Raw genomic sequence first — 25,924 nt, 5'->3', positions numbered from 1 at the left:
TTAATTGTGTTTTATTTAATTAATAACACCTTTGAGTTATTAATGTTATTGAAGGGATTAAATAGTTTTATAACTAAAGTAAGCAATTAAGAAACTAAAGAAATTATTATATTAATGGCATGGATTCGGCAAAAACGACAACGAAAATAACGTCCGACAAGAATTCTCAAATTTCACTTTTAAGTTTGGAGTTTATTTATGAGCCTTTACTCGCAAATTTTCACCCCCTTTACACTACCGAATGGTACCGAGCTAAAAAACCGTCTGCTGATGGCGCCTATGACCACCTGCACAGGCTATTTTGACGGTACGGTCAGCAGTGAGTTGATCGAGTATTACCGTGAGCGTGCCGGGGCCATCGGGGCGGTGATTGTTGAATGCTGCTTTGTTGATAATCTGGGTCTTGCGTTCCCTGGCGCTATCGGGATTGATAACGATGCAAAAGTGGCGGGGCTGGCGAAAATTGCTAACGCCATTAAATCCAAAGGATCAAAAGCTATCCTGCAGATTTACCACGGCGGTCGCATGGTCGACCCGAAACTGATTGGTGGCCGCACACCGGTTGGCCCAAGCGCGCTGGCGGCACCGCGTGACGGCGCGGCCACGCCGGTTGCCCTGACCACTCAGGAAGTGGAAGAGATGGTCGCGAAGTTCGGTGACGCCGTACGCCGCGCCATTCTTGCAGGCTTTGATGGCGTTGAGTTACATGGCGCCAACACCTATCTCATTCAGCAGTTCTATTCACCAAACTCCAACCAGCGCGATGACGAGTGGGGCGGCAGTCGCGATAACCGCGCGAAATTCCCACTGGCGGTGCTTGATATCACCCACAAAATGGTCCGTCAGTATGCGGATGACGCCTTTATCATCGGTTATCGCTTCTCACCGGAAGAGATGGAAGTGCCAGGGATCCGCTTTGATGACACCCTGTATCTACTGGAAAAACTGGCTGCGCGTGGCCTGGATTATCTGCACTTCTCCGTGGGCGCAACATTGCGTCCTTCCATTGTTGAAACCACCGATCCCACGCCGCTGATTGAAAAATATGTCGCCCAGCGTTCCGAAACCCTGGCCCAGGTGCCGGTGATGGGCGTGGGCGGTGTGGTAAACGCGGCTGACGCCCAGGACGCGGTTGACCACGGCTATGATCTGATTGCCGTGGGGCGCGCCTGTATTGCGTATCCGGACTGGGCGGATCGCATCATGCGGGGTGAAACGCTGGAATTGTTCATCGACAGCACCCAGCGCGAAGCGTTGACCATCCCGGAACCGCTGTGGCGCTTTTCGCTGGTCGAAGCGATGATCCGCGACATGAGCATGGCGGATAAAAAATTCAAACCGGGCGTTTACACTGAAACGATACAGGATGATACCCGCGAGCTGGTGCTCAATATCAGCCTTGAAACCGACCGTATCGCTGATATCGAACTGCTGTCAGAGGCTGGCGATGATGTGGATTTTGTCACCAGTTTTGATGAGATTCGTTCACGCATTCTGACCGCCAACAGCCCGCATGTTGATGCGATTTCCGGGGCAACCAGCCAGAGCGAATCGGTGAAAAAAGCCGTCTCCAAAGCGATGGTGAAATCGGGTAAAGCGCTGGCGCAGGAAGAGGGCGCGGATGACACCACGCCGAAAAATTATGATGTGGTGGTGGTCGGCAGCGGCGGCGCCGGACTGGCGGCGGCGATTCAGGCGCATGACGAAGGTGCACGCGTACTGATCGTCGAAAAAATGCCAACCTTTGGCGGTAACACCATCAAAGCATCCGCCGGGATGAATGCCGCTGAAACTCGCTTCCAGCGTGTGAAAGGCATTGAAGACAGCAAAGAACTCTTCTATCAGGAGACGCTGAAAGGCGGCCAAAACCGCAACAACCCTGAGCTGTTGCGTTGTTTCGTGGAACACGCGCCGCAGGCCATCGAATGGCTGGCGAATCGTGGAATTATGCTCAACGACATCACCACGACGGGCGGCATGAGCATTGACCGTACCCACCGTCCAAAAGACGGTTCAGCGGTAGGTGGTTATCTGATTAGCGGTCTGGTACGTAACGTGACCAGGCGCGGCATCGACGTGATGCTCGATACGTCGGTAGAAGAGATCCTCTGCGAGCAAGGAAAAGTCAGCGCGGTACGTCTGATCAATGACGAAAACGAAACCCTCACCGTCACGGTGAAAAGCGTGATTGTTGCTACCGGTGGGTTCAGCGCCAACAGCGAGATGGTGGTGAAATATCGCCCGGATCTGGCGGGCTTTGTCACTACCAACCACAAAGGGGCAACCGGGGGCGGTATTGCGCTGCTTCAACATATCGGTGCAGATACCGTGGATATGGGCGAAATTCAGATCCACCCGACGGTGGAACAGAACACCTCTTACCTCATTTCCGAATCGATTCGCGGCGGCGGGGCGATCCTGGTTAACCAGAAGGGCAACCGCTTCTTTAATGAAATGGAAACCCGCGACAAAGTCTCCGCGCAGATCATCGCCTTGCCGGAACAGTATGCGTATATCGTCTTTGACGAACATGTACGGGCGAAAAACAAAGCGGCAGATGAGTATATCGCCCGCGGCTTTGTGACCAGCGCCAGCTCACCGCGTCAGTTAGCGGAGAAACTGGGTATGGATTATCATGCTTTCCTGGCAACGCTTGAGCGTTACAACGGCTTTGTTGAGCAGCAGCATGATAGCGATTTTGGCCGTACGACCGCACTGCGTAACCCGATTAATGAAGGTCCGTTCCACGCGATCCGCATTGCGCCGGGGGTGCACCATACTATGGGGGGTGTGACCATCAACACTGAGACAGCGGTGCTGAATAAACAGCAGCAGGTCATTCCGGGGGCGTTCGCCGCAGGCGAGGTGGCCGGTGGGATCCACGGCAGCAACCGTATCGGCGGTAACGCGGTAGCGGACATCATTATTTTTGGTTCACTGGCCGGGCACCATGCGGCAAACTGGGCGAAAGCGCAGGCCTGATGATAAGCCCCGGCCTTGACCGGGGCATTTTTTGTCTATAGAAAACCCCCAGCTAGGCTGGGGGTTCCGGAAAGCTTTCAGCTTTAAGCCAGTTATTAAAACCCCTTTTGATTTGTTAAAACACCTTGCGGTCTGGCAACTGCAAAAGTTCAACAAGAAATCAAAAGGGGGTCCCAATGGGGGACGAAAAGAGCTTAGCGCACACCCGATGGAACTGTAAATATCACATAGTTTTTGCGCCAAAATACCGAAGACAAGCGTTCTATGGAGAGAAACGTCTTGCGATAGGGAGCATTTTAAGAAAGCTGTGTGAGTGGAAAAATGTACGGATCCTGGAAGCTGAATGCTGCGCAGATCATATCCATATGCTTGTGGAAATCCCGCCCAAAATGAGCGTATCCGGCTTTATGGGATATCTGAAAGGGAAAAGCAGTCTGATGCTTTATGAGCAGTTTGGCGATCTGAAATTCAAATACAGGAACAGGGAGTTCTGGTGCCGGGGATACTACGTAGACACGGTAGGGAAGAACACGGCGAAGATACAAGAATACATAAAGCACCAGCTTGAAGAGGATAAAATGGGCGAGCAGTTGTCGATCCCTTATCCGGGTAGCCCGTTTACGGGCCGTAAGTAACGAAGTTTGATGCAAATGTCAGATCGTATGCGCCTGTTAGGGCGCGGCTGGTAACAGAGCCTTATAGGCGCATCCGAAAAACCTCCGGCTATGCCGGAGGATATTTATTTAGGAGTGAATATGGAACAGCAAGAAGGTGTCTGGTCATACTCCGCCGTCCTGATGGGATCGCCAGTCCTGCTCAAATTTTTCCGTCACGACCCCTCGCTTGCCGCCCGCACCTTTCGCCTGATTAAACGTTATGAAGATCTCTTCACGGTCAATCGCACGACTTCGCAAGTGATGGATATCAATCTGGCCGCCGGGCAGCATCCGGTGGTGGTGAGCCGTCCGGTCTATGAGTTAATTGCCTGCGCGAAGGCGGCAAGCCTGGTCAGAGGCGGTTGCTTTAATCTGGCGATTGGGCCGCTCGTCAAGCGTTGGCGGATTGGTTTTCGCCACGACAATGCCGTACCACCCGCGGATGAACTGGCTGCCCTGCTGGCGCTGACCGACCCACAAAACGTGTTACTGGACGAGGCCGCAGGCTCGGTTTACCTGGCGTTGCCGGGGATGGAGATCGATCTGGGGGCGATTGCCAAAGGCTATATTGCTGACCGGGTACGTGATTTCCTGGGTCGGGAAGGGGTCACACAGGCGTTGATTAATCTCGGCGGTAACGTGCATACGCTCGGCGCGCCGCAGGGCGGCTGGGGCATTGGGCTGAAAAAGCCGTTTTCGGCGGCTGATGCGCTGGTCGGGGTTATCGATGTGGAAGATAAATCGGTGGTCACGTCGGGAACCTATGAGCGCTTTTTTGAGGTAGACGGCAAACGCTACCACCACATTCTTAATCCGGCGACGGGATACCCGCTCGACAATGAACTCGACAGTGTGACGGTAATATCAACCGACTCACTGGATGGCGATATCTGGACCACGCTGTTATACGGGATGGGAGTGGAACAAGGATGTCAGGCGCTTCGTCAGAAGCCGGAGATCGAGGCGATATTCATCACCAAAGACCGACGGGTGGTGGCCTCATCCACGCGTAATGTCCGTTTTACGCTGATGGATGATAGCTACACGTTTACTGACAGTACTGTTTAAGCAATCCGTACTGCTCCTCAAGCAACCGATAACGATAGACCGGGCGCCCCGTGACCCCGTAGTGGATGGTGGTAAACAAAATGCCAATCTGCGCCAGCCACATCAGATATTTACGACAGGAGACGCGGGAAATATTGACCGCATTCGCCAGCTCATCGGTCGAAAATTCGATATCCGGGTGCGCATCAATCCACTGACAGATAGTCCGCAACGTCTGCGGGGTCAGCCCTTTTGGCAAGCGCCGGGTATCGGCAACCTCCTGCGGCCCGCCGTGGAGCAGCCTGTCCACATCCGCCTGTTCGTAATACTGCTGCGCGCCCATCAGTTTCTTTTTTTCCTGCCAGTGGGTCAGGGCTTCTTCAAAGCGCGGAAACTGGAACGGTTTGATTAAATAATCCACCACGCCGTAGTGCATCGATGTCTGAATTGTCGCGGCGTCGGAGGCGGAGGAGATCATGATGACGTCGATTTTACGTCCGCTGGCGCGGATGATCGGGAGCAGTGACAGGCCGTTGTCCTGCTGCATATAGACATCAAGCAGGATCAAATCGATATCCAGCGCCGGGTCGTTAATCATGTTTTCGGCCTGACGCAGGGTGGAGGCGACGCCACAACAGGTAAAGCCTGATAACCGCGTGGTATAGACGCGGTTCAGCTCCGCTACCATGGCGTCATCATCGACAATTAATACATTAATCACACGCTTTTCCTCTCACTGTCCCAGGGGAGTTGTACAAAAAATTGAGTAAATACGCCAGGTTCTGACTCCACCGTAATGCTACCGCCAAGATTTTCGCACTGCTGGCGGGCGAGGAACAGCCCGACACCACGGTTTTCGCCTTTGGTTGAGTAACCTTTATGGAATATGGCATCGATATGTTCCGGGGCAATACCGGGACCATCGTCGCTCACTTCGGCGCTTAGCCAGCCGTTTTGATAATGCAGCAACAGGCCAATTTCGCCGTTGGATTGCCTGGACATGGCGTCGAGGGCATTTTCAATAAGATTGCCCAGGATGGTCACCAGCGCCGTCACCTGCTGCTGGTTGGGGTTATCCGGTACCAGGGATTCATTCGCCAGGGTAAGGATAATCCCGGCTTCTCTGGCGCGATTGATTTTGCCCAGCAGAAAACCTGCCACCACAGGCGACTGAATCTGATGCTGGAGGGTGCCGATGTCGTTCTGATAACCTTCTGCCGTCTGCAGCACATACTCTTCAAGCGTGTCATAACGCTTCATGTTGAGCAGGCCGAGGATCACGTGCAGCTTGTTCATAAATTCGTGGGAGTGGGCGCGTAGCGCGTCCACATAATTGACCATCCCATCGATACGTTGCAGTAACTGACTGATTTCGGTCTTATCCCTGAATGTGCTGACCGCGCCAATGACCCCGTCCTGGCCGCGCACGGGCACGCTGTTACACAGCAGTAAATGCCCGTTGCAGCCAATCTCCTGATCGGACAGCGGCTGCCCGCTGTGCAACACGGTTTGCAGATCGGCAAAGAGGGGGGTGTGGCGAATATCGCTGGTGACGTGGTTATTGGTGTTGAGCAACATCTGACGCGCCGCCTGGTTGGCCAGGGTGATATTTCCCTCGCGGTCAACGGCAATAACCCCTTCTTTGAGGGATTGCAGCATGGCCTGGCGTTGCTCAAAAAGGGTGGAAATTTCATAAGGCTCCAGGCCAAAGAGAATACGTTTGAGCACCCGCACCAGCACCCAGATGCCGAGCGAGCCGACCAGTGCGCTAAACAACATCGCGAGCAGCAATCCCCAGCGGCTGTGGCTTATTTGCTTATCCACTTTACTGAGCGAGATGCCGATAGCGACCACGCCGATTTGCTGATGCCGGGCATCAAATACCGGTGTAAACACGCGCAGCGCCTCGGCGAGAACGCCATGGTTGACCGAGACATTCTCCCGGCCATGCAGGGCCGGGATCAGATCATCACCAATAAAGTGTTTACCGACTTCACTGACGTCGCGATGGGATAAACGGATGCCGTTCATATCGGTCACGACCACAAAAAGCAGGTCATTTCTGCGTTGTACGGCCTGGGCGAGGTCTTGTACCGTTTCGTTGCCGGTGGGCATAGACAATGCGCGTTTGATCTCCGGCTCATCGGCAAGCGTGCGGGCAACGGCCATCGCAGTGTCCTTTACCCCTTCGCGGGTGACATTGGCGATCTGAACAAAATAGAGCGCATAAACCACCAGTAGCACCGAGACAATGACGCTGCACAGCATCAGCGTAACCAGGGTGCTGAGTTTCATGGCGCGTTTGCGCGAAGCAGGATGTGGATGCCTTCCGTTCACTGCGGCCTCAAAATCATTCACAGAAAGAGGGTAATTATCGCCGAACGGGCGCGTATCTCAAAGCGGCTAACGGCTTGTCACCTTTGAATTTATCCCCTCATTTACGTGACACGTCTCGCAAGGCAATTATATGAATCGCTTTATAGTAGGGCAGGATAAATAAAAAGGAGGTAATGATGAGCACTTTGTTAACGGCAGCGGCGAAAGCACGACGTAATGACCGGACAACGGAGATAGACAGACTCTCAACAGACGATGTCCTGCAACTCATTCATCAGGAAGATATCGCTGCGCACGACGCAGTGGCGCACTGTTTGCCTGATGTAGCGAGAGTCGTTGAGCATGCGGTGGCGGCACTCAGTCGCGGCGGGCGCGTGGTGATTATCGGGGCCGGGGCCTCCGGCGAACTGGCGCAGCAGGCAATTTCTGATTTTTCCCCGGACAGCCAGGCGCAGGTGCGCTGCATTGCAGTTAATGACACCCAGGCAGACGACTACGACGGTGGGATCGGTGCGCTACAGGCGATTGATTTTAACCACAATGATGTTCTGCTGGCGCTAACGTTAAGCGGTAAAACGCCATGGGTGTGGGGCGCGTTGCGCCAGGCCAATAATACTGGCGCAATGGTGGCGGTATTGACTGCCGATCAACAAAGCGAAGCGGCAAGCCTGGGGGATATTGTGATTGTGCCGCCAACGGGCGCGGAAGTGGTTGCCGGTTACGGTCATCCCAAAGCACGACGCGCGCAGCAATCCATTCTTACGATGTTAACGACCACGCTGGCTATCCGCAGTGGCCGGGTATACAGCAACCTGCGGGTGGATATTCCGGCGACGAAAAGTAAATGGCAGGAGCGCCAGATAGCGATCGTGATGGCAGCCTGTGATTGTTCACGTAAAGAGGCGAAAGCGGCGCTGGCAAGCTGCAATCAGCAGTGCAAAACCGCCATTCTGATGCTGCTCGCAGGCATGGAGGCGTGGGATGCCAGCGAAGCGTTACAGCGTAATAACGGGCATTTACGCCTGGCGCTGAAAGAAAAGAGAGGATGAGTGTTCGGCCACACTGCACAGGCAAGGTGGCCAGCGTGCTGGATAAACGCTGAGGGCGTGGGTAAATCCACGCCCCGAAGAAGCAAAGACAGTGCGATAAAGAACCGCCTGAACGCGTCCATTCATTCAAGCAGAAATACACGAGAATGACTGTCATGGTTCCAGCTAAAAAGAACCAGATGCCAACGTCCGGGCGCTTTTCGTGAAGGGTCAATGAGCCCCTTTATCCCAAGCGATTCCAGACGCTTACGGACTTTCCATGACCGCGGAACACCGCCTTCGCGGACAATTTCCTGCCATGGCGCGATAGCATCGCTAAGGTCAATGCCTGCGGCCAACAGTGCCTCATCATTTCTGAGATCGATAATTTTATTCGTGGTGACGCTAACTCTGACAATGTCGAGGCTGGCACGCCTGTTAGCACTGTGGGACGTCATCGCTGCTTCAACCCCTTCTGGCGATGAACTGAGATACAGTGTGGGTTGATCACTGTCTGAATAGCGGCCCGGCCCCCTGGAACCCGATAACGCAAAATTGCGATAAGCGGGATCGATTGCCCGATAAAAAATACCGTCGACATCAGTTAAATAGTTCGCTATATCCATAAATTATCTCAATTTTCATCTGACATGCAGAAAACGCTCTGTCATCAAAAATCAGGGCAATGCCAGGTACGCTTTATGTTCATCAAATAAGGCAATTAAGTGGTCCGCAACCACTCTTACCCGCCGTGACCCCGCTAAGTCTGAATGCATCACCAGCCATAACGCCTGATCCACGCCAGGATCAGGATTAACGCAACGCAGACCGTTTTGCCTTGCCATAAAGTGTGGCAAAACGCCTAAACCGAGGCCTGCTAAAACCGCGGAGACCTGGGCTGCAAGGGTGTTTGCTTCCAGACGGCATGGCCTGCCGCGAAGCATACGCGTTATCCACCGCGCAGCAGGCAGATGCTGGTGTGATTCCGGCCAGCCTACATAGTGCGCGTGAGGTAAAGATAAGCCCGCAGGCCCGCCAGGCACTTTTTTTAGATAGGCATCAGAACCGTACAATCCAAACCCCACGGTTCCCAGACGCTTTAACGTCAGATTTCCGCTGTCAGGTTTCACCATACGTATCGCTAAATCGGCATCTCTTCGGTGCAGATTCACTGATTGCACGCCGCTGAGCACGTCGACCCGCAGTTCCGGATAGGTGTTCATCAGCCCTTCCAGCGAAGGCAGAATAAAATGTGTTGCCAGATTGTCTGATGTCGCCAGCCGGACAAGTCCTGCGACATTACCCTGTAATTTAGCCTTCTCAGCAAAAGCGAGACCGGCATATTCCAGCGCTTCTGCCTGTTCCACCAGGGCCTCACCATCATCCGTCAACCGGTATCCGCTTTGATGTCTGCTGAAAAGCGGCACGGACAGTGACTGCTCAAGCCTGTCCAGCCTTCTCGATATAGTGGCGATGCCCATTTCCATTGCTTCTGCTGCGCCGCTCAGGGTTCCTGCACGGGCGATTGCCAGAAAAATCCGCGTATCGTCCCAGTTAAAATTGGTACTCATAGTTTTTCCGTTTATGGAAAACGGCTCTCCATTTTCAGGTCTGTTTTATCGATTTTAACAAGTTAATACTGCAGTTCCCATAAGGAGATAAACATGCAAAAACCTGAACTGATGCCATTGCTCAAGGTAACCGACCTTGCCGCAGAACGAGGCTCGCCGGACGGAATCAAAGGCGCGAATGCCTGAAATCAGTCGCCGAAAAACGCCGCAGAGAAATTTCCCTTTTTTAAGAGTATTTATTTTATGAATGAAACGGCTGTACATGTAAATTCCGTGCCTGTGCGCACATGGCTGGCAGTAACCGTACTCGGGATCAGTGCATTTTCCATCGTGACCAGCGAGCTTGCGCCGGTGGGTATGCTCAGTACGTTAGCAAAGGATTTGAATCAGACCGAATCCGCAGCGGGTCTGGTCGTGACCGCTTATGGCTGGGTTGGCGCGCTCGCGGCGTTGCTTTCGGCAGCGATACCTGCGCGTATTTCCCGAAAGGCTCTGCTTGTTAGCCTGATGTTTATTCTTGCACTTTCCTGTGTGGCAGCGACCTGTTCCTCTTCCATGAGCACCTTTATGAGTGCACGCATGGTCGGCGCTGTAGCGCACGGAGCTTTCTGGGCATTGATTGGCATCGTCGCCGCCCAGCTTGTTCCGGCTGAAAAGCTTGGACTTGCCACATCCATCATTTTTGGCGGGGTCTCGGCTGCCAGCGTTCTGGGTGTGCCTTTGTCGAGTTTTATTGCAAGTCTGGCCGGGTGGCGCAACGCATTTATGCTCATTTCGTTGCTGGCGCTGGCTGCCGCCTGCGCGTTATTCTGGACGCTTCCCACACTGGCAGCGCCTCAACCATTAAGGCTGCGTCTCTACTGCGGGATATTCAAAAACCCCGTGCTCATATCCCTGTATTGTGCAACGGCCTGCATTATTTCGGCTCATTTTGCAGCCTTCACCTACCTGGAACCGCTGCTGATAAACGTCCATGCTGTGCCAGCGGCTTGCGTATCAGGTCTGCTGCTGTTGTTCGGACTTTCGGGCCTGGCAGGCAATATGATTGCCGGTAAGCTGATTGACCTGCATCTTAAAAGCCTTATTTTCACTTCGCTGCTCCTGAGCGCGGTTGCGCTCGGTATGCTTGGCATGGGCAGCGTCGCACCGCTTCCATTCTGGTTAACGGGGATGCTGCTTGCCATGTGGGGGGCAGGTATCTCGGTTGTGTTCGTCGGATTACAGACGTGGTTACTTCATAGCGCCGGCGATGCCGCACAACCCGCGTCAGCCATCTACGTCGCCATTTTCAACGCAGCGATTGGAACCGGTGCGCTTGCAGGGGGACAGGCGTTAGCCGTTACAGGTTTTCAGGGACTGGCGTTACTGGCAGCAGGGGGCATTGCCTGCAGTATGCTGCTTGTCTTTATGTTGAAAAACCCCGGGGAGAAGGCGTTCTGACAATTCGACTCATTTTCGGGTCCGTTCGAATGAAGAGGGCGACGACCCACTCAGCAGTCAGGATGGATCGATGCAGATGCCGTAAGCGCAGCGTCCGGGCAGATATGGCAACGCGACTGTTCGTACGCGGTGATGGCATCGTGATATGTTGATTCAGGATGAACAGGTCACCGAAGCCAACACCTTTACGTAACAAGGAATCTCAGATGGAATTAGACACCGCGCGTCTAACGCTTGAACCTTATAATGACTCACACTACGAAGGCTTAAGAAGAATGGATAGCGATACCCGTGTGATGCGTTATATCAACCAGGGTATTGCTAAAACACCGGAAGAGACGTGGGAAGGTATCAGACGTGTCCAGGCCCGCTGGGAGCAATACGGGTACTCATGGTGGGTTATCAAAGAGAAAGCGTCCGGAGAGATCGTTGGCGCAGCCTGCCTCCAGCATCTGGCAAACGTAGATGGCGCGCCATTAGAGATTGGCTGGCGTCTGGTCCCGGAACATCATGGCAAAGGTTATGCCACCGAAGCCGCCAAAGCGATTATTGCTTTCGCAGTAGAGCGGACAGGTACAACGTATCTGGTTGCGGTTGCCGATCCTGACAATATTCCCTCGCATCGCGTCATGCAGCGCCTGGGCATGACGTATAAGGCAATTGAAGAGCATTATGATGTGCCCTGCGTCGTTTATGAACTGACTCTTTGAGGGACTGATTAAGCCTTTCGCTTATAGCTTCTGCGAAGCAGATTGTCGAATAAGGCCATTATTTCAGGGCAGGCGCGCCGCAGAGTAATGTATTGATGATGAGGAGGCGAATAGTCTTTCGCTCCTCGTTTCTGCAGGCAAGGTTGCGCTGTTTGTGTCAGACGCAAACGTTATTCGTGTCACGTCAACGCAAGCAGTGAACCCCTGAGATAACCCTCCAGCAGAGATGTACACACTTGCGTTTCATATGACATCATGCCTGCCGGTGGATAGCGCAACGCGCGTTACTAAAAACTCTCAAAGTCAGTAGGCGATGCCCGTTTTACTGGGGGGGCTGTTTTCGACCTCACTCCAGTTCGACGTGCCAAAATCAAAAACAACCATTTTCATTCTGTTGCACTCCATATAAATGAAAAAACGGTTGTTCAGATTTTTAAGACTTCACGATTATTATAATTTGATACGCATATGCGTTGAGACTCACCATTGATTGGCGCATGTTAATGCTGTTCGTAGCGGTAAACACAGAGTGCGAACGCGAATATCCACAGAGCGGTTCAAACAGTGTATTGCATCATTTGGTTGAACTCATAACGACAAGCGGACTTGACTTCCTCTATTATGGGGTCGTCCGCCTTTGTCAGAATCATAAATTATTTCGCGTTCCGCAATTATCAAGGGGAGATAACGCATGAATTAACAATGAGTTTATCTCCTGCATAGGTACAACCCTGTCTTGTCCCAACTTTATCAGGATGCAGGCATCCCAATGCTATGGTGCCATCGCTTTGCTGCGTACTGCTAAATTTGCCACGGATTTTATTCTTACAGCAATATTTAAAACCTGATGGTGTTGAGAAGTCGCATTTGTTCTCATTTTGCGCCAAAGTGTTCAGACCGGACTTCGCATCTGACAGCAGTTCAGGGGTGCTGGAGATATTAATGGCAACATCAGACGTAGCATTCAGCGCGGCATGCGTTGCGTTTCCTCCTCCTGCAATTTCGTTAACCATCCCCATCGTAGCACCAGTGACCGCTGAATAAACACGATCATTTTCTACCGCTTTATTTCGTTCAAATTCCGCGTTGTCTTGCGCTTGCTGTACTCTTATTTGCTCTTGCCTTACTGCAAATTGTTGATTATCGGCATCAACTCTGTCACGCATACCTGCAAGCTCAAGTAAAGTTTGTTTCTGCCGGGTATTGACGGGATCATTGAGTTTTTCCGCTACCGACAGGAATGTTTGCTTATCCCGGACATAGCGCCGTTTTTCATCTGGAATATTGCCCCATGATGCATTCAGTTTCTGAAATTGGGTAGAGAGCATTGACGCTATTTTCTTGTTTCCTGTCTCATCCGCCAGACTCGTTGCCGAGCTGTACATTGATGCAGTTGAAAAAGGTGTAATTGTGAGGGCGTCATTGAATTTTGCCAGCAATGCCTGAGAGTGCTCTCCAAGCTTATATCGTTCGGCGTAAGATTTAGCCAGAAAGTATTCTGCTTCAGCGGAACCCGCTTCGCGGTAATACTTCGCTACCTCATTTTCAAAATCAGACATAGCCTGCCAGGCTATCTTCGGATCTTGCTGAAGAAAAGATTGCGCTTGCCTGATATGCCAGTCGAATTGCTTATTAAGATATTGGGAATAATCTTTGTAATCTGAGAGCTGAAAGTCGTAGCGGTCTCGAGCAATGAGGTAATTATATTGCTTGTTTTTTTCCATTTGTATCGATACGGAATCATCGAATGCTCTGGCTTTACGATCCAGTTCAGCATTACCGCTGGTGGAGCAATTGAGCAACATACTTCCACGCCCGGCAATATAGGTAGTTAAATTATTGGATGCCACCTCAGACTGGGATTGTTGAAATCGGGATTCGCATTCGGCTTTTTCAGGTGGGGGAACAGAACAACCACTTAATAATAAAGGAAACAATGCGACAGAAAGCAGTCTGAGATTCTTCATTTACGCCCCTTTCCTCTGTTTACATATGTGTATAAAGGTGCACACTATTTTTTACATAAGTTTACACCATTTTAAAAAAAGATAGCCACTCTCGCGGATAAACGTCTCCCACCCGAAAGCCCATACATCACCTTACATTGGAGCCTTTCACACCAGCTGCGCATTTCAGAATGCGAGTGGATCGCGCTGTCACTGCTCCCGCAAACGTTATTTTTGCTGAGGCTCGAACGATAGCCATGCGGGCATAAGATGTATTAATTAATGGGGAACATAACAGAAGGTACAGGGCCGAAAATTAATAGCTGTTGTGATTTAAAATATAGTCATAACAAATGGTTAACTCTGATTTTAAAGGAGCCGAATGCCTCTGTTGTCCTCGGTATGATATGTGGTTGCACCCTATTCTGAAACGCGGATTTTTTTATCAATAAATTTGAAACACCCGATTTGGGGTTGCCTGAATGGCGATCATTAGCATCTGTCAGGCATATTATCTTACTCTGCGGGGAGGCCATTACTCTCTGAACAGATCATGCAGTATTTTTTTCAGACTATCAAAAACAACCTGAATACGCTTAGGAACCAATGGTTGGTGAGGTCGAAAGATGTATAGCTGATAGGGAGAGTAGTTCATTTCCGGGAATAGATTGATCAATTCTCCACGTTGCAAATATGGCTGTACGGTTATATCCGGTAGCTGGCTATATGTTCTCCCTGCCAGGGCAGCAGCCAGTTCGCTTCCGATATCCCTTGCAATAAAACTTGGTTTTGTAGGAAAGAAGGAACTGCCATCGGCAAACTGCCACGGCCATATCCGGCCGGAGTTACTATTGCTTAGTGCGCTGAGAGGATAACCATATTGCAATGTGCGGATAGAGTCCGGTATCCCAAGTCGCTTTATTAAATCTGGCGCAGCAACAATACGAACGCCAACAGGGCGGATTGCCTTAACAATAAATCGGTTATCCGGGATCGAACCTATCCGAATTCCGATATCGATCTGCTCATCAATAATATTCAAATGTGCATCAACAGGCAGCCACTCGATAGTGAGTTCAGGGTACGGTTCGAGCGACCGAAGTAGCTGTAGTACAATATTCTGATTTTCAAAGAGAGGCGGTAAGGTGATTCTCACTCGACCGGTCATATCCTGACTGTTTTCGGTCTTCGCACCATCAAATAATGCTTCGCTTTCCGAAAGCAGTAATTCTGCTTTAGGCCAGAATTGTTGTCCGAAAGGTGTTAATGTCATTTGCCGTGTATTACGCAGAAAGAGTACTTCACCTAGCTGTTGTTCAAGCTCAGCAATGGCCCGTGTCACCCTCTGAGGCGCAAGCCCAAGTCGATTCGCGGTTTCTCTAAATTTCAGTGTTTCTGCCGCAGTACAGAAAATCTTTAATGCACTGAGTTTATCAAGCATTTATAGATATCCTTTGCAATGCCTTTAATACCACTACTGTATCAAAAACAGGAATACTAAAAGTAAAAACTATTCATGGTTTTGTGGTTAATGCAAAAGGATAATGTACCTGGCGAAACGAGTTAATCCTTCTTTGCGACAGGAATAATGCTGCCTGGCCTAACAGCAGGCGAGAGTGTGGTTACTGTGGTCACTAAAGATATGGAATCTGATGTTGTTGTCGGTTGCTCGTCAGCGCGTGTCCTGAAGCGTCTGGATTAATAGCGCTGGATGCAGTACATCCACATTCTGCGTTAACCGAAAGAAATCGCTGGATTAAAACGTGATTATTCATGAATAAGGCTCATAAGGGCAAGTTTCCAGACAGCCTTAACCAACGCTTGTTCAGCCGCTATGCTTCTTTAGTTTGCATTAGAAGAGAGATAAAAATGAAAGATGTCATTGTTGTTATTGGTAGTGGCTCGATCGCGCAGGCTATCGCGCGACGCGTTAGCGTCGGAAAACATATTCTTCTGGCTGATATCAAAACAGAGAATGCCCATCAGGCGGAAAATACACTGTCTCGTGCAGGTTTTGAGGTCAGTACAACCACTGTCGACGTGAGTTCTCGCGCGTCGGTGCAGGCGCTGGTGAATACAGCCTGTGCGTTAGGTGACATCAAAGGCGTTATTCATACGGCCGGCCTTTCTCCTTCGCAGGCCAAAGCACAGGAGCTACTCCGGGTTGATTTGTATGGCACCGCCGTGCTTTTTGAGGCGTTTGGCAACGTGATTGCGCGCGGTGGTTCATGCGTGGTGATTGGCTCACAGTCCAGCCATCGCTTAGCCGTTGATGCGCTGACTCAGGCGCAGGCGGATGCATTAGCAACGTTGCCGCCGGAGGATCTGCTTGAGTTGCCGCTGGTGAAAGACATTGAAGACAGCTTATACGCGTACCAGATATCCAAGCGTTGTAATGCGCTGCGTGTGATGTCTGAAGCCGTGAAGTGGGGCAAGCGTGGTGCGCGAATTAACTGCATCAGCGCCGGGATCATTTTTACGCCGCTGGCCTATGACGAGCTTAACAGCGCAGAGCGTGGCGAGTTTTATCGCAATATGCTGGCAAAATCGCCGGCAGGCCGGGGCGGCACACCGGATGAAATTGGTGCGCTGGCGGAGTTTCTGTTTGGGCCTAATGGCACTTATGTCACCGGCAGCGATCTGCTGATTGATGGCGGCGCAACGGCGTCTTACAAATATGGTGAATTACGCCCGCATTGATTCCTCTTATTCTTCCCGCGACACGATGGTCACCGCGTAGTCATCCTGTCGCGAAGATTTAAATGTGAAAGGGATACCGCTTTTTTATGATGCCCCGGTTATTGTGCCACCTTATTAAGATCGCGAATAACACACTCAGGCTCTGATTCCACGGGCATATTATCTATATCCTGGATACCATCGTTTTTACCTGCGCGGTCCTGTTGCAGGGCGGAAAAAAGCGGAGTGAGGTTCTGCTGCTCTTTTCCTTGCTCGGCTATAAGTTCCAGTGTTTTATTCGTAGCGCTGTCGTCTGTTAATGCACAAACCAGCACCCGGGCAATCTGTTTACGGGAAATAACGCCATCAGCCGGTGTGCCTGAGTGACGTTTGTCTCCCTGCAGCATGACGATTTTTTGTTCATTCGGTTTGTTGTAATCAAACCAACCAGGTCTGACGATGGTGTAAGGATGACCGCTGGCGCGAACCAGACGTTCCGCGCGTCGCTTCCAGTCGTGTGCTTCCGTCTGGCGATTATATGAACCTTCTCTTTCAGTCACGCCGATAGCGGTCATAAGCACGATCCTGACATGCTGATGTGCAAGCTGTTTCAGGATATTCCTGACTCCGCCATAGTCAATTGCCCGAGCCCCGATACGTCCTAAACCATCGGAGCCCAGGGTGAAAATAACGGCATCAATATCATCACCGATGCCGGTTAATGTTTCCGGGACAGAGACATCTCCATAAATAATCTCAACCCCCGGTGGGAGCAATTTGCTTTTATGTTGGGTTCGGACAAGGGCTTTAGGTTGATGGCCCATTTTTATCGACATTTCTACAACATGACGACCAATACTGCCGGTCGCACCGACAATTAAGACTTTCATTATGAACCTTTTACATAAACGGAAAATTTCACTGTGATGAAGTGTATCAACTGTGATTATTGAGAGTAACGGGGCTAAAATGATTGCGTCTATGAACCCTTCTCATCATTAATGTTTTAGCCAAAGACACTAAGGGATCATGCGTGCTTAAAGAAAATTTTAATGAACTCCATCTCTTTCTGGCCGTGGCGCGGGAGAGAAGTTTTACCCGGGCGGCGGCTAAACTTGGCGTTTCTCAGTCAGCGCTGAGCCATGCCATGAAGGCGCTTGAGGCCAGACTTAACATCCGTCTGCTTACCCGCACAACGCGTAGCGTAGCGCCCACTGAAGCGGGGGAAAGGATCATAGCTTGTCTGGAGCCTCGTCTGACGGAGCTGGATCAGGAGCTCGAACAACTGGTACAGCTTAACGGCGTGGCGGCCGGGAATATACGTATCTCGGCCGGAGAGCATGCGGCAAAAAGCCTGGTGTGGCCAAAGCTCAAACCGTTCCTGCGCGAATACCCTGAGATTAATGTCGAACTGGTTGTTGATAATGGCTTTGTGAATATTGTGGAAGGCCGTTTTGATGCGGGCGTTCGTCTGGGAGAAAGCCTCGATAAAGATATGGTTGCGGTTCGCATCGGGCCTGACCTGCGGCTGGTCGTGGTGGGTTCGCCCGACTATTTTACTCGTTATGGTATTCCTGATACGCCACACGACCTTCGGCACCACCGTTGTATTAATATGCGGCTTCCGACGCTGGGAGGATTATATCAGTGGGAGTTTGAAAAGGATGGGAAACGTCTGCAGGTGAAGGTTGATGGTCAACTGACTTTTAATCATCTGTCTGAAAGAATCGATGCGGCAGAAGCTGGCTTCGGGCTTTCATTCGTCCCTGAGGATGTGATTCAGCAACAGCTTGAATCAGAGGCCTTGATTGAGGTCTTGCAGGCATGGAGTCCGGTATTTCCCGGCTATTATCTTTACTATCCCAGCCGAAAACAGCATCCACCAGCCTTTGCTTTAATGATTGATGCGTTACGCCATACAGATTAAAGCATAAACGCCGGATCAATAGTGCTCCGGCGCCAGGGTTAATGACTCTTCACCTTTATCGTCTGCCATACGCTTGCCGGTGAAACGGCGGCGAACTACCACGAAAAAGAGCGGGACAAAATAGATTGCCAGCATCGTGGCGGCGATCATCCCACCTATGACGTCAGTCCCGACCGCGTTCTGTGCGCCAGATCCGGCACCACGGCGTAATGCCAGAGCAGAACCCCGAGAATAAAGGCCAGCGAAGTCACCAATATCGGGCGCAGGCGCATGTGTGCCGCTTCAGGCGTCGCTTCAATTAAGCCTTTACCTTTCTTCACCATCATGTCGTTGGCAAATTCAACGATCCGAATCGCATTCTTCGCCGATAAACCGATGATGGTCAGCAGACCGATAACGAAATAGATGTCGTTATTGAGGCCACGCAGGGTCGTTGCGAGCAGTGTGCGATAGCTGGAAAGCATCGTCTGGGCGAGCTGTGACGGAGCAGTAGCCTGGTTGACTGCCGCCCGGGCATTTTTCAATATATTTAACTCTCATTATCAGGGCTATTTAAAAACGCTTTTTGGTATATAAGCGGCGATACTTTCGAGGCCGAACACTGCATTTCATTGAGAATGAACGAGTGGGGGACTGCTATGAACTGCTAATGGTAAACAGAGACAAAAGTGCGGAGAAAATAAATACAGTACGTTTTATGTGGAGCCTCGTAAGTAATATTTTTAACAATATGACGGAACGAAGCCATCATAACGGGTTCAGCGCGATAGACTAAGATAGCCGGACTGCAAACACCTATGAATAAAAAGCATAAATAATCTATTTTAAAAAGATTCTACAAACTCTTTATGTAATTATCATCACTAAACTTGCCGTTATTGTTGAAGGTGAGTAATAAGAGGAGCTTGCGTCGCAGATAGATACAGCAAAAAAACAGCCCGAAGGCTGCATAGCAAGACGCTGCTTATTTCAATGTTGTCATATCTACAACGAAGCGATATTTTACATCGCCTTTTTCCAGCCTGCTGAATGCTTCATTTATCTGGCTGACATCAATCAGTTCTATATCCGCAGTAATATTTTTTTCGGCACAGAAATCAAGCATTTCCTGTGTTTCGGCAATGCCGCCAATATTGGAGCCTGAGAAGCTACGACGGCCTTTTACGACATTAAATGCGGAAATTTCAATTGGCTCTGGAGGTAATCCGACAAGCACAACGGAACCATCAATTTTTAATAATTTCAGATAAGTATTAACGTCATGCTTTGCCGATACGGTATCTAAAAGCAAATCCAGTTTGCCGACATATTGGGTCATTTGCTCTGCGTCGGAGGAGAGCACCGCTTCGTGCGCGCCTAAGCGATGCGCATCCTCGACTTTAGCCTGCGATGTCGTAAAGACCACAACATGAGCGCCCATCGCTTTTGCCATTTTTATCGCAACATGTCCAAGCCCGCCAATTCCCAGGATCCCCACAACTTTACCGGCACCGGCACGCCAGTGTTTGAGTGGTGAATAGACGGTAATACCGGCGCAAAGTAACGGCGCTGCGGCGGCAAGATCGACATTTTCAGGTATTTTCAGCGTGTAGCTTTCCCGGCAAATATAGGTTTGTGAGAATCCACCGTAGGTCATGCCGCCCAGATGTTTATCTGGCGTATTAAATGACAATGTCGTACCTGATTCGCAGAATTGCTCCAGATCGTGACGGCAGGCCGGGCATTTGCCACAGGAATCAACGATACAGCCGACAGCGGCAAAATCACCGAGTTTAAATTTGGTCACATTCTCACCGACAGCAATCACCCGGCCAACAATTTCATGCCCTGGCACAACCGGATAATGGGTGCCGCCAAAATCATTTTTGACTTGGTGTAAATCAGAGTGGCAGATGCCGCAGTAGAGAATTTCTATTTCCACATCATCATTTAATAATCCGCGACGTTTGATGCTGAACTCCCGCAAGGGGGTGTTTGCGGTATCGGTACCCAACGCTTTTACTGTTTTGATCATGATCTACCTCAGATATCCAGTTTCCAGTCCGCAATCCACTCCACTCGCGCCGGATCACGGTGGGAAAAAAACGTGCTCGTTGCAGTATCGATAGCGGTTATTTTCTGCATATCGTCACCGCTTATCTCAAAATCAAAAATAGCGATATTTTCTTCCATGCGGGCTTTTTTGACCGTTTTAGCCAGCGACACAATGCCTCGCTGATAAAGCCAGCGCAGGACAATCTGCCCAATGCTTTTGCCATATTTCTGGCCGATCGCCGCCAGCACCGGATGTTCAAACAATCCATTTCTTCCTTCGGCGAAAGGCGCCCACGCTTGAGGCTGGATCTGCCTGCTTAGCATCCACGGCGCGGCGTGAAGTTGCTGATTAAAAGGGTTCACTTCGATCTGGTTGACCGCCGGTATGACGTTATTGAACGCGATAAGATCGGCAAGCCTGTCCGGGTGAAAATTACTGACGCCGATGGCGCGAATTCGTCCGGCAGCAAGCAATTCTTCCATTGCTCGCCAGGCGCCATGGACATCATTGTAGGGTTGGTGGATTAAATACAGATCGATATAGTCCAGTTGGAGTCGGTTAATTGAACGCTCAAACTGGGCTTTTGCACCTTCATAATTCACGTCCTGAACCCATAGTTTAGTGGTGATAAACAACTCGTTGCGATCAACACCGCTGTGCTTTATGGCATTTCCGACCTGAGTTTCGTTCTGGTAGGCTGCGGCAGTATCAATCAGAAGATAACCCGTTTCGATAGCGTCAATCACAGCGCGTTCGCATTCAGCCGCATCCGTCATCTGGAAAACGCCGAAACCTGCCAGGGGCATTTCAATACCGTTGTTCAGTTTTACCGTTTGCACATAAATATCCTCAATCCAGGGTGTGAAAAGAGCTTAACGCAGCCATATTTATTTGATTAGAGGGCGAAATGTTCTAAGGCTAATTAGCCGTACTCATAAATAGACGATGAGCACTGCTTCTATATGGCTGCTGGATATTTTTGTCATTAAGCCACTCTACTCTTTCGGTGACGACTGGGGACCACGCTACGTCGATGCAGCGATGGGGCTGCTTGATGCCTTATTTAACAAAATAGTTAATGATCGGCTTGGCTTATTCGAGTGGTTAGCGCCATGGCTGCGCTGGCAAAAGTGAACAGCGTGATAATCCAACCCATCGTCCGGGGTGTTCCATCACTGAACATCGCTAACAGCAATGATGAAATGATGCCACTGCCGTACTGGAGTGAACCAATCAGTGCCGAAGCCGATCCCGCAGCATTCGGCGCCGCATCCAGCGCGGCGGCCGTTGCTGTAGCGGCAATAATGCCATTCATCGAAAACAGGATGAAAATCGCGAAGGCAATCAGGGCCATGCCACCGACATTCAGTTTTGTCGCAACCGCCAGCACGAATGATGCTGTAGCGGCAACAAGTACGGCGCCTTTTAAGAGCGTTTCCAATGGGTAGTGTTGTACCAGTCGACGGTTAACCGCACTCAGCCCCATTACGCCAACGATATTCACGGCAAATAACCAACCGTAATGCTGGGGATCAATATGGAAATACGTGATATAGACAAAAGGAGAGCCTGCGATAAACGCATAAATGGCCACATAGTAAAACGTCAGACAAAGGGTGAACTTCATAAAGTTCACATTGCTGAGTAACCGATAATATGTCCGGAACGCACCGCTAAGTGAGGTCGATACGCGCCGTTCAAGCGGCAACGTCTCCGGCAGCCAGTAGAGTGACAGCAGCATAAATACGCCAATGGCCGTCAACAACCAGAAAATAGCATGCCAGGAGGCGAATTTAATCATCTGCCCGCCAAGCAGTGGGCCAACAACAGGGGCAATCGCCGTAACAATGGTTAATGTTGAAAGCATCTGGGCGGCACGAGTACGGCTAAACAGATCGCGAATCATGGCGCGCGCCAGCATCGGACCGGTGCAAGCCCCCAGCGCCTGAAATACGCGCCAGAAAACGATCTGCGTGATGTCAGTAGAAAGCGCGCACCCTGCCGAACCGATAATAAATAACACCATGCCGATTATCAGGGGAGGGCGACGACCGAAGCGATCGCTAATCGGCCCCCAGATGAGCTGCGCCAGACAAAAGCCAATCAAAAAACCGGTAATCGTTAATTCGGCATTACCTTGCAGTTCCTTTGCCATCACGGGCATAGCGGGAAGATAGATATCTGTAGACAAGGACGTAAACGCCATAAGGGCGCTGAGGATCATAATAAAAAGTAACCCGGTTGTCTTAACGGAGGGAGAACGGTTCATAAATATCTGCATAAGAAAGGATAGTGCGTTCGATAATAGCGATCCGGCGGCAATTAATAATCATCGCAAGCGGGATAAGCGTTATGAGGCGCGCTCATGAATATTGCCTTTTATCGATTGTCTCTCATAAAAACACTCTTTATTATTCCATAATTAAGAATACTGAATGCAAAATAAATCCACATACAAATACAATCCCTTCTTCTAGTATTGTCCGCAGTGATTTGAAACGAGGAAGGGGAAGCATGAAAAAGGTACTGATTCTGGGGGCTGCGGGCTCTCTTGCCCGGATTGCCACCCGCTACTTACTGGATAACAGTCAGGCTCAGTTAACGCTGTATTTACGTAACAGTGCACGCCTGCAAAACCCGGAAGCACCTGTACAGGTGGCTCTGGCCTGGTTACTGGTACAAAAACCCTGGATTGTACCGATTCCCGGGATGGATAAAGTTGCCTATATTGATGACAACCTGAAAGCGATTGATCTTGAATTGAGTGCAGAGGATTTGGCGAATATAGAGGCTCAGTTGGCCAGTATCAAGATCCAGGGTAACCGTCTGGATGATGGTCTGCTTTCAATGTCCGAATGATATTCGGACATACCCCGTGGCCATGCAGCCTTGATCTGAATTTCCCTTCATATCAGTGAGGATCTGTTACTGGAAGACTAAAAACCGGTATGACGAAGCGGAATATTGGCTTGCCCTGGAAGTGCGAAACTCGCCCTTTCTCAAGCCATAAAAAATTGTTGAATGTCTCAGGGTGTAAAGCGGACATTGCGGAAGTTTGAGATTATTAACACCGTTATCTGTCAGAAGGGCGTTCTCTGGTGACTGTTTACAAATGAGGCAGGCCGCACGGAGTAACGGTATAACTGGCGAAGCGGCAGGATCAGCCTGGTCTGCTGCAATCCACCAAAGAAGTCTCGTAATGTGTGCTCCGTACTTTGCGAACATTCTGCGTCTATCCGGCCGTTTATTCACATCTCTGAATGGCACTGTGATGTCTTACATGATGCTTCATGTTTTCAATGAGCCGGTTAGTTAGCGTCATCCGGTGCGGCTGGTGGGCTATCGGGGTGCCAGGAAATAATATCGCCGGGCTGACACTGCAGCGCCTCGCAAATTTTCGCCAGCGTATCAAAACGGATACCTTTCACCTTCCCGGATTTGAGTAGCGACAGATTCTGCTCGGTGATCCCCACAAAGGCTGCCAGCGCTCTGGACGTCATTTTCTTCTCTACCAATAGTTTGTCCAGATGAACCACGACAGCCATAATCAGATAAACTCCTTATTTTCTTCTTCCGCTCTGATCCCTTCGACCAGTGAGTGAAACGTCACAAGCAGCAAGCCGCCCGCTAGTAACAAAACAATATCCCCGATCAACAGGGTGACCTGATAGAAATGCTCCGGCCAATAGGCGACCAGAGGGATCAAAAAGCGGCACACTGGCAGGACGATCCCAAGGCTTAGCATCGCCATTGCAATTCTGCGAATACGGTACGCCAGTTCCTGAGTAAGGAGCTGTCTTTGGCGTACCAGCCGCGTGACTTTCATACCCTGCCAGATAGCAAACGCAAACAGCCCCACCGGGAAATAAAGAGCGAGCAGCAAAAGTATCTGCCTGAGTGACGATACCGTTGCGGTTGGCAAATTATCGCTCTGAATCTCGGCGAACCTAAGCATACTGGAAATAAAAAACGACTCACCAGTGAAATATATCCACAGAGGTGTAATTAACACCAGTATCAGAAATAGCGGTAGCACGCCTGCTATGAGCGCCAGACTGGTTTTATTTCTCGTACCTTTCACGTTAAACCTTCCTGATAATAAGCATTATTTTAAGACCAGCACGCCCAAGCATGACATAAGCATCAGCGCGATGGCAATCTTGCAGGCGTTCAGACCTTTAGCGTCGCGTTTTAGCCAGGGATTTGGCCATACGCGGTAGACACCAAAAGCGATATATGATGCCTGAATCGCCCAGGTCAGCATTCTGAATAAGTAACCCGGCTTACTGAGGTGCGTTATTGTCTGCATCATCTCCACGCAGTAAATAATAATGCCAACGGTCAGGATATAATTGACTAAGCGAAGTTTGTAATGCGAAGCCCAGTTTCCGCACACAAACAACAGGGTCGAAGTAAAGGCGAGTATTGCCCAGAGAATATCAATCCAGTTCACGGGGGGCCTCTGTTTCAGAAAATGGCGTTGTGAGTAACAGCCGAACAGCCGGACCCATCACCGGCCATCCGGTGTTGGAGAGGATAACCACGGCGCTTTTACGCTGCGTATCCAGGGCGATAGCGCTGGCAAACCCAGAGGACTCGCCGTCATGCCAGGTGATATCGCGTCCATGTATGCGGGTTGTAAACCAGCCATAACCAATCTGTGAATCGGGATCGTCAGTGGCAAATCGCGGCAACATTGCTTCACTTCCTGCGAATTTTCCTGCCAATAATGCCTGCACATAATGTGCCATATCGACAATCGTTGATCGCACCCCTGCGGCTGGAGTAAAGGCGTGCAATACCCACGGCGCTTCGCTGAATCCGGAAACTGACCAGCCATGGCTGAATGCGGGCGTGTCGGGTGTCGAATCGTCGGCGACGACGGAGTTTTTCATTTGCGCCGGTGCAAAAACCCGTGTTTGCAGCAAAGTGGTAAAAGATTGATGTGATGCGCGCGCTAATGCCAGCCCCAGCAAGGCATAACCGGTATTGGAGTAATCAAACCCAGCCGGTTTTTCAACGCGGGTATTGTTCACCATATCTATTAATGCCTTGTCATCGTAATCCCAGAAATTGTCACGCAGGATAATAGCCTTGAGCACCTGCATTTTCTGTCGTAGTGATGTCGCCAGCGGCGGCAGGCCAGAGCGATGTGACGCCAGTTGCGCTAGCGTAATGTCGCTCGCCGGGCCCGTGATTTCCGGGATAAGCTCACCTACGCGGGTTTGCGCAGTTGCTTCCCCGCGTCGCTGTGCCTCAATCAGCAGACTACTGGTCATCGTTTTTGTCAGGCTGGCGATTTCATACTGTTTTGCATAATCACTATTCCACAGGCCGTATTGAATACCTCGTGGGGTGATAAATACGGCGGCAATGCTACCCCTTGATCCTCTCAGTAAGGGGGTTAAAAACGATACTACCGTTGCATCTCCCGTCTGATGCAGTGAAGGTGCGCTGAAACCGGGTTGCAGGCAGATACCCGCGGCGATCAGCGACACAAAAGCCGTACCTGCGGCTAATAATCGCGTACGACTGCGCATATGTTGCTTGTGCATTGTTGTTCGCC

At 50.6% G+C, this 25,924-nt stretch carries 23 protein-coding genes and 1 pseudogene; 9 read left to right on the top strand and 15 right to left on the bottom strand.

The genetic code is table 11. The features are described 5' to 3' along the window. The first annotated feature begins 198 nt into the window (after positions 1-198). The 3 genes from AB182_RS14415 to AB182_RS14405 all read left to right on the top strand — a co-directional run bounded on the left by AB182_RS14415 (position 199) and on the right by AB182_RS14405 (position 4,706). Positions 199-2,982, top strand: a complete 2,784-nt coding sequence (locus tag AB182_RS14415) for a flavocytochrome c (protein WP_047370702.1) — start codon at positions 199-201, stop codon at positions 2,980-2,982. Positions 2,983-3,158: 176 nt separating this feature from the next. Next, entirely contained in the window at positions 3,159-3,617 is a 459-nt protein-coding gene (gene tnpA, locus AB182_RS14410) for an IS200/IS605 family transposase (RefSeq protein WP_038918153.1), read from the top strand. Between the two features lie 120 nt (positions 3,618-3,737). Then, on the top strand, positions 3,738-4,706 hold the full coding sequence (locus tag AB182_RS14405; protein ID WP_047370701.1) for an FAD:protein FMN transferase: 969 nt from the start codon (positions 3,738-3,740) through the stop codon (positions 4,704-4,706). On the opposite strand, the gene dcuR is transcribed toward AB182_RS14405, so the two are convergent. Then, positions 4,687-5,406 (bottom strand): two-component system response regulator DcuR, encoded by a 720-nt coding sequence (gene dcuR / locus AB182_RS14400; protein WP_047370700.1) that lies wholly within the window; start codon positions 5,404-5,406, stop codon positions 4,687-4,689. The genes AB182_RS14405 and dcuR overlap by 20 nt on opposite strands. Further along, the gene (locus AB182_RS14395) at positions 5,403-6,980 is read right to left on the bottom strand and encodes a sensor histidine kinase (protein ID WP_047370699.1); all 1,578 of its coding nucleotides are present in this window, start codon (positions 6,978-6,980) and stop codon (positions 5,403-5,405) included. The genes dcuR and AB182_RS14395 overlap by 4 nt, the downstream gene beginning before the upstream one ends. A gap of 218 nt (positions 6,981-7,198) precedes the next feature. Between AB182_RS14395 and AB182_RS14390 the strand changes: the two genes are divergently transcribed. After that, complete coding sequence (locus tag AB182_RS14390) at positions 7,199-8,071, top strand: N-acetylmuramic acid 6-phosphate etherase (protein WP_047370698.1); 873 nt, start codon at positions 7,199-7,201, stop codon at positions 8,069-8,071. 122 nt (positions 8,072-8,193) lie between these two features. Here the strand turns inward: AB182_RS14390 and AB182_RS14385 are convergent, their stop codons facing one another. Next, positions 8,194-8,676, bottom strand: a complete 483-nt coding sequence (locus AB182_RS14385; protein ID WP_047370697.1) for an RES family NAD+ phosphorylase — start codon at positions 8,674-8,676, stop codon at positions 8,194-8,196. Between the two features lie 51 nt (positions 8,677-8,727). After that, positions 8,728-9,621 (bottom strand): LysR family transcriptional regulator, encoded by an 894-nt coding sequence (locus AB182_RS14380; protein ID WP_047370696.1) that lies wholly within the window; start codon positions 9,619-9,621, stop codon positions 8,728-8,730. Positions 9,622-9,864: 243 nt separating this feature from the next. Between AB182_RS14380 and AB182_RS14375 the strand changes: the two genes are divergently transcribed. Then, the gene (locus AB182_RS14375; RefSeq protein ID WP_047370695.1) at positions 9,865-11,061 is read left to right on the top strand and encodes an MFS transporter; all 1,197 of its coding nucleotides are present in this window, start codon (positions 9,865-9,867) and stop codon (positions 11,059-11,061) included. 206 nt (positions 11,062-11,267) lie between these two features. After that, positions 11,268-11,771: a GNAT family N-acetyltransferase gene (locus AB182_RS14370; protein WP_047370694.1), complete on the top strand. Its 504-nt coding sequence runs from the start codon at positions 11,268-11,270 to the stop codon at positions 11,769-11,771. Positions 11,772-12,445: 674 nt separating this feature from the next. Here AB182_RS14370 and AB182_RS14365 read toward each other — a convergent pair. Together AB182_RS14365 and AB182_RS14360 are read right to left on the bottom strand one after the other, a co-directional pair. Continuing rightward, positions 12,446-13,738, bottom strand: coding sequence for a hypothetical protein (locus AB182_RS14365; RefSeq protein ID WP_139153704.1), 1,293 nt, complete (start codon positions 13,736-13,738; stop codon positions 12,446-12,448). Positions 13,739-14,252: 514 nt separating this feature from the next. Further along, entirely contained in the window at positions 14,253-15,158 is a 906-nt protein-coding gene (locus AB182_RS14360) for a LysR family transcriptional regulator (protein ID WP_047370692.1), read from the bottom strand. Positions 15,159-15,586: 428 nt separating this feature from the next. Here AB182_RS14360 and AB182_RS14355 point away from each other — a divergent pair, with 428 nt between their 5' ends. Further along, a complete protein-coding gene (locus AB182_RS14355) occupies positions 15,587-16,417 on the top strand; it encodes an SDR family oxidoreductase (protein ID WP_047370691.1) in 831 nt (276 codons plus the stop codon). A 98-nt stretch (positions 16,418-16,515) separates the two neighbouring features. Here AB182_RS14355 and AB182_RS14350 read toward each other — a convergent pair whose 3' ends face one another. Further along, complete coding sequence (locus AB182_RS14350; RefSeq protein WP_047370690.1) at positions 16,516-17,286, bottom strand: SDR family oxidoreductase; 771 nt, start codon at positions 17,284-17,286, stop codon at positions 16,516-16,518. 143 nt (positions 17,287-17,429) lie between these two features. Between AB182_RS14350 and AB182_RS14345 the strand changes: the two genes are divergently transcribed. Beyond that, entirely contained in the window at positions 17,430-18,323 is an 894-nt protein-coding gene (locus AB182_RS14345; RefSeq protein WP_047370689.1) for a LysR family transcriptional regulator, read from the top strand. A gap of 15 nt (positions 18,324-18,338) precedes the next feature. Here AB182_RS14345 and AB182_RS14340 read toward each other — a convergent pair. From AB182_RS14340 to AB182_RS14325, 4 genes and pseudogenes are all read right to left on the bottom strand, one after another. Further along, positions 18,339-18,766 (bottom strand): annotated as a pseudogene (locus tag AB182_RS14340) (efflux RND transporter permease subunit); the annotation flags it as partial. Positions 18,767-19,287: 521 nt separating this feature from the next. Next, complete coding sequence (locus AB182_RS14335; protein WP_380081271.1) at positions 19,288-20,334, bottom strand: NAD(P)-dependent alcohol dehydrogenase; 1,047 nt, start codon at positions 20,332-20,334, stop codon at positions 19,288-19,290. An 11-nt stretch (positions 20,335-20,345) separates the two neighbouring features. After that, complete coding sequence (locus tag AB182_RS14330) at positions 20,346-21,197, bottom strand: aldo/keto reductase (protein WP_047370686.1); 852 nt, start codon at positions 21,195-21,197, stop codon at positions 20,346-20,348. Between the two features lie 236 nt (positions 21,198-21,433). Then, on the bottom strand, positions 21,434-22,627 hold the full coding sequence (locus AB182_RS14325) for a multidrug effflux MFS transporter (protein WP_047373303.1): 1,194 nt from the start codon (positions 22,625-22,627) through the stop codon (positions 21,434-21,436). 245 nt (positions 22,628-22,872) lie between these two features. On the opposite strand from AB182_RS14325, the gene AB182_RS14320 reads away from it, so the two are divergent. Continuing rightward, positions 22,873-23,217, top strand: a complete 345-nt coding sequence (locus tag AB182_RS14320) for an aldo/keto reductase (protein WP_047370685.1) — start codon at positions 22,873-22,875, stop codon at positions 23,215-23,217. 449 nt (positions 23,218-23,666) lie between these two features. Here the strand turns inward: AB182_RS14320 and AB182_RS14315 are convergent, their stop codons facing one another. The 4 genes from AB182_RS14315 to AB182_RS14300 are packed head-to-tail and all read right to left on the bottom strand — an operon-like array spanning position 23,667 to position 25,913. Further along, complete coding sequence (locus tag AB182_RS14315; RefSeq protein ID WP_047370684.1) at positions 23,667-23,903, bottom strand: helix-turn-helix domain-containing protein; 237 nt, start codon at positions 23,901-23,903, stop codon at positions 23,667-23,669. Positions 23,904-23,905: 2 nt separating this feature from the next. After that, positions 23,906-24,439, bottom strand: coding sequence for a DUF2975 domain-containing protein (locus AB182_RS14310; RefSeq protein ID WP_047370683.1), 534 nt, complete (start codon positions 24,437-24,439; stop codon positions 23,906-23,908). 24 nt (positions 24,440-24,463) lie between these two features. Then, on the bottom strand, positions 24,464-24,811 hold the full coding sequence (locus AB182_RS14305; protein ID WP_047370682.1) for a hypothetical protein: 348 nt from the start codon (positions 24,809-24,811) through the stop codon (positions 24,464-24,466). After that, entirely contained in the window at positions 24,798-25,913 is a 1,116-nt protein-coding gene (locus AB182_RS14300) for a serine hydrolase domain-containing protein (protein WP_047370681.1), read from the bottom strand. The genes AB182_RS14305 and AB182_RS14300 overlap by 14 nt, the downstream gene beginning before the upstream one ends. Between the last annotated feature and the right edge of the window lie 11 nt (positions 25,914-25,924).

It is taken from the genome of Phytobacter ursingii (assembly GCF_001022135.1).
Taxonomy (GTDB): domain Bacteria; phylum Pseudomonadota; class Gammaproteobacteria; order Enterobacterales; family Enterobacteriaceae; genus Phytobacter; species Phytobacter ursingii.
This window is presented reverse-complemented; position numbering and strand designations above follow the sequence as displayed.